This window comes from Moorena sp. SIO3H5 (assembly GCF_010692395.1).
Lineage (GTDB): Bacteria > Cyanobacteriota > Cyanobacteriia > Cyanobacteriales > Coleofasciculaceae > Moorena.
The window spans coordinates 1-3,484 of record NZ_JAAHHS010000596.1; the positions used below are offsets into that span (position 1 = coordinate 1).

The 3,484-nt window shown below is 41.0% G+C and carries 3 protein-coding genes and 1 pseudogene; all 4 read right to left on the bottom strand.

The features are described from left to right. Window positions 1–198: response regulator (locus tag F6K52_RS34115; protein ID WP_293089299.1), on the bottom strand; the 198-nt coding region annotated here is incomplete at its 3' end. Between the two features lie 318 nt (window positions 199–516). Further along, complete coding sequence (locus F6K52_RS34120) at window positions 517–1,824, bottom strand: response regulator (protein WP_293089301.1); 1,308 nt, start codon at window positions 1,822–1,824, stop codon at window positions 517–519. A 675-nt stretch (window positions 1,825–2,499) separates the two neighbouring features. Then, window positions 2,500–3,309, bottom strand: coding sequence for a lipoate--protein ligase family protein (locus tag F6K52_RS34125; RefSeq protein WP_293089303.1), 810 nt, complete (start codon window positions 3,307–3,309; stop codon window positions 2,500–2,502). 93 nt (window positions 3,310–3,402) lie between these two features. After that, window positions 3,403–3,484: pseudogene (locus tag F6K52_RS34130) on the bottom strand (YbjN domain-containing protein); the annotation flags it as partial.

Consider the following 3,484-nt stretch of genomic DNA (forward strand, 5'->3'; position numbering starts at 1 on the left):
CTCAGGCATATTGATATCAGTTAAGATCAGATCTATTCGTTTTGAGGATTTTAGGATGTCGAGCGCTTCAGAGCCGTTATGCGCAAATAAAAAGTCCAATTCTTGAGCTCTGATCCGTTTTCTAAGTCGCTGTTTTATGAGACGTTCTAATTCCAGCTCATCATCCACAACAAGGATGATTTTTTTTGCAAATGCCATGTAATTTTATCTCCCCTTGAGGATTACCACTTAGTTTTAATATTTGGTAATGGGTAATAATAAAAATAATTAATTTGGAATTTTAAATTTGGAATTGTTCTTACCCATTACCCATTACCCATGACTGATTAGCCATGACCGATTAGCCATGACTTATTAGCCATTACCAAAAAAACGTTTATTATGAACACTACTAAAAATACTGAACGTGATATATCTATATAATTCCCATTAACCCTTGACTAAGTAACAGTCTAGAGTAGTAAATTTATTTGATTATGTTTGCTAGTTTGTGAATATATGATGACCAAAGGAGTGTCAGTTGCTGCTGTCTAAATTCGTGAAGGGTAGACAAATTATAAATTCCGTATAAGCTCCCAATTCAGTGTCCACATTGAGTGTTCCTCTATGCTGTCCAATGATAATATCATAGGTTAAGGATAATCCTAAGCCTGTTCCTTCTCCCGTAGGTTTAGTAGTAAAGAAAGGATGGAAGATCTTCTCCTTAATTTCAGGCGGGATACCAGTACCATTATCACCAATCCGAATTTCTACTGAGTCACTTAAGCGCAATGTCTTCACCCAAAGTATGGCGGGAAATGGTTCACCGATGTTCTTCTGCTTGCTCTGGAGGGCATAGCAAGCATTTTCGATAATGTTAATGAAGGCACGACTAATATCACTAGACACCAACTCCAGTTGACCAATGGAATCATCATAGTCAGTTTTAATCGTGACATTGAAGTCATGATTCTTGGCACGAACACTGTGATAAGCCAACTGGATAGCTTGGGCTAATACAGTATTGAGGTCAGTCAGTTGGAGTTGAGTACTGTCAGTTCGAGCATGCTGCATCATACTTTGAATGATGCCCTCGGCTCTTTGACCATGACGTTTGATAGCGAGAGAATTGTCTCGCAGTTCTGTCAAGGTTTCTTTGATATAATTAGCTGTTGTTGTTTCTATATGCTCTAATTGCATTTTAAATTCTTCGATGAGTTCCTCAGCTAACTCCATCGAACCTTCGGCATAATTGTTGACAAAGTTGAGAGGATTCCTCAGTTCATGGGCAACCCCTGCAGTTAACGTGCCGAGGTATGCTAGTTTCTCTGTGGCAATAATTTGCTCTTGGGCTTCCTTAAGCTGTTGGAAAGTCTTACTTAACCTCGTTTCCGCCGCCGCACGTTCCGCAACTTCTTCTTTCAAACGGGAATTTTGCTCATCAAGAGTTCTAGTCAAATGTCTTAGTTGTAGATGTATCCTTACTCTAGCTAATACCTCGTCTTGTTGAAAGGGTTTGGTGATGTAATCGACGGCTCCGATGGAAAGACCTTTGACCTTATCAACTGTGTCAGTCAGTGCCGTCATGAAAATTACCGGGATGTCTCGATTTAAGGGGTTTGCTTTTAGTCTTTTGCAAGTCTCAAATCCGTCAATTCCTGGCATCATTACGTCCAATAGAATTAGATCGGGTTGATTATAGTTAACTTGTTCAATCGCGCTTTGACCATCTGTTTCCACAGCAACTGTAAAGCCAGCATTGTGCAAAGCCTGGGATATGACTGATAAATTGGTGGGTGTATCATCTACAACTAAGATGAGATTTTTGTCTTGATCGTATGTCACTGCTTCAGGATCCTATCAACACAAATTGATTTACTCATAACTTTAAAAATATCTATAATTTATTATCACTTAACCATGTATAAATCTAATGTTATTTATTAAAATAAACCATTTTTTTAAGTTATAATTTTATATATTTTAGTGATTATGAAATGATTGGTATAAATGAGTCAAATTATTAAATTTAGCAAACCCTAAGCCGTAAAAAAAAATTGGTAGCCTGATTCATCTGTGCTGCTGCATACTTGAAGCTATTACTGAAAAAGGTGCTTGTTTAGGATTATATAAACTTACCTTGAACTTACCCTCAGGGAAAATACTGACAGGAGATGGGATTTATGGCAGTTATTGTAAAAGATTGAGAAACGAGCCAGGAGTATATTTGGCTCGGAACAAGATTCGTAGTTTACAAGTCATCACGCCCAAGTCATTTATGGAAGTAATTTCAGACATAAGCGAGTTTGTTACCTACTTTTGCTTAAGTCCTGTTCGTGCAGCGGAGGCCTTTTGGCCTTTTAGCCACGCGGGGCGCGTTCGGGCACGCTTTCGCCTACGGCCAAACACGAACGGCTTTGGCGAATTATTTATAGATGATTACCGATGATAAAAACCTGTACTTGTCTGCTTTCCCATCAGCCTTAACTATGGGTGTTCAAGCAGATTTGATCTGATGGGCTATTGATCTGATGGGCTATTTACCAAAGCCAGAATTTCTTGCCACTCCTGATTTGATAAAGGCTTCTCTACCAACTCCACACCAAAACAATCAGCAGCAGCATCAGTTAGGGCATGCACCACAATGTTTATTAAGGCATCGCCCTGTTGAGCCATGGGTAGATGAAAGGGAGGGGGCGCTTCCCCAAACACTTGAGTATAGAGTCCAGCATCTGGTTCTAAGCGAATTGAGCCATGCTGCAAAATCACATTACCACGGCGCAATTGAGCACTACCAATAAGTTTAGAACCATCTGCTAAGACTAAATCGGCACCAGTAGCAGTCCCGAAACAGTTGGGATTGTTAATATACCCCCGTCCAGCTGAACCATAGTGCAACTCTACACCAAGGGAGCGCCACCCCTGAATCAAAAACTCACAAATTTGGTGATAGGCATCAAGACGTTTACCAGTCAATCCGGAATTAACCACCATATAGGTCAAATCTCCCTGATGTAGCACAGCTCTACCACCACTGGGACGCTTTACCAGCTCTACTGGTTGTGATGCCCAAGTGAGTTGTTCCCAGAACTCAGGCCAACGGCGTTGATGGTAGCCCAGAGAGATGGTTGGTGATGCCCAGGTATAAAATCGCAATACTGGGGGATGTTTTCCCCGTTGGTGCTGGGCTAGTAGCCACTGGTCAATGGCCATCTGAAGCCGCCCTGATGCCTGTAGTAAGGGAATTAAACGCCAGGATGAACTCTGAAGTGGTAAGTCTGAACTATCAGAAGTCTCAAGTGGTAAGTCTGAAGTATTAAACAATGCCATTGTTGGCTGATTTGTTTGCTAACTGGTATGTTTTAAGCTTTATCTGTCACATGCCTTCACCTGTGTGCTAACATCAAGTTGAATCGGAAGATTCTAGGCCGCACCAAACTCAGCTTGTAACAAGTCATCATTGTCATCGGCAATAGTGGCTACCACGGTGATGGCGCGAGAAATT